This is a genomic window from Sphingomonas sp. (assembly GCF_036387595.1).
Taxonomy (GTDB): Bacteria; Pseudomonadota; Alphaproteobacteria; order Sphingomonadales; family Sphingomonadaceae; genus Sphingomonas.
The window spans coordinates 1-1,577 of sequence record NZ_DASVTL010000046.1 but is presented as its reverse complement, the minus strand read 5'-3'; the positions used below and the strand labels follow the sequence as shown (position 1 = coordinate 1,577).

At 65.6% G+C, this 1,577-nt stretch carries 2 protein-coding genes; both read right to left on the bottom strand.

Annotated elements, in window-relative coordinates:
• Positions 1 to 286 (bottom strand): family 16 glycoside hydrolase (locus VF643_RS03955; RefSeq protein ID WP_331042073.1); only part of this gene is annotated, 286 nt, incomplete at its 3' end.
• Complete coding sequence (locus VF643_RS03950) at positions 283 to 1,566, bottom strand: Gfo/Idh/MocA family oxidoreductase (RefSeq protein ID WP_331042074.1); 1,284 nt, start codon at positions 1,564 to 1,566, stop codon at positions 283 to 285. The genes VF643_RS03955 and VF643_RS03950, both read right to left, overlap by 4 nt.
• Positions 1,567 to 1,577 lie beyond the last annotated feature (11 nt).

The window sequence follows — 1,577 nt, the reverse complement described above, 5'->3', positions numbered from 1 at the left end:
GGAACCGGCGCCTGGTCTCGATGTTGCCCGTCCCTTTGCGCACGGTCAGGGCTCCGTCCGCGACCGTCCAGCGTGCAGACGACTTGTCCTTGAACGAAACCCATTCATCCAAATCGCGTCCGTCGAACAGCACTACCGCATCGGAAGGCGCAGCCACCGGGAGCGCCGCTGCCGGCGCGGGCGTGACGATCTTCGGCTCGGGGCTCCAGACCTCCGTTTCCTCGGGCTTCGCAGCAGGAGCCGTTTGCGCGAGCGCGACGGCGAAGAAGAATGCGACGGTGCTCACAAGGTCCATCCTGCACGATAGTCGCGATCGAGAAAGCGATTGGCGTCGGGCACGTTGGTGACCCGCCCTGCCTCGCCGTCATACTCGATCGGCTGGTCTGCCCTCAGCGCCACCATACCCAGGATCATCGTCTCGTTCAGCGGCACGGCGACCGAAAAGGGCGAGGAGATCGCCTCCTCGCCACGGATCGCACGGATCCAGTTCATCTCGTGCGCCTCTCGCCCGCCCTGGATGCGCGGGAGCGATACGGGGACGGCCGCGGCACGCGCGTCTGCGCCCTCGCCGATCAGCACCGGCTTCTCGCCGTAGGTGTCGTGCATCATCAACCCACGGTCGCCGACATAGAGAACGCCGCCGTCCGGGTTCATGCGCGCACTGGCAGGCATTGCCGCGGGCGTCGGCGGCATCAGCCCGCCGTCATACCATGTGAGGGTCAGCGGACCGCCCGGCGCATTGCCGAACCGATAGGTGGTGATGTTGGCGAGCGGGTAGCTGCCCAGATCGGCTGGCGGCTTACCGTCCCAGATGTCGGCATCGCCGCCCCAACGGCTGTGGCGCGTTTCGATCCGGGTCGGCAGGCCGGGCTGCAACGCCCAGATCGGAAAGTCGATCAGATGCGCGCCCATATCGCCCAGCGAGCCGACACCGAACGGCACCCAGCCGCGCCAGTTGAAATGCGCGTAATCGGGATTGTAGCCCCACTCCACCGGCGCCGGCCCGAGCCATAGATCCCAATCCAGGCTCGCAGGCTTCGTCACGGGCGTCGGGCGCGCCTCCCCCTGCGGCCAGAGCGGGCGATTGGTCCAGACATGCACCTCGCGCACTTTTCCGATCACGCCGCCGCGGATCAACTCCACCGCGCGGCGGCCATCGTCGCCCGAATGTCCCTGGTTGCCCATCTGGGTGACCAGTTTCGGGTTACGGCGTGCTAGGTCGAGCAGCACCCTGCCCTCGCGGACCGTGTAGGTCAGCGGCTTCTGCACATAGACATGAATGCCACGCTCCATCGCGGTCTTGGCGGCGACGGCGTGATGATGGTCAGGCGTCGCGATCACGACCGCGTCGATGTCCTTGCGTGCGTCGAACATACGTCGATAATCGACATATTTTGCAGCACGGTCATAAGCCGCCTTCAACTCGACGCGATCCGCCCGGCTCGCACCTTTGTCGTCGACGAAGGACTTGGCGACATGGGCAAGGTCCACGTCGGCCATCGCGACAATGTTTTGGCCGGTAAGCTTCGCCATGTTTTGAGCGCCCATACCCCCGGCGCCGATCACCGCAACATTCA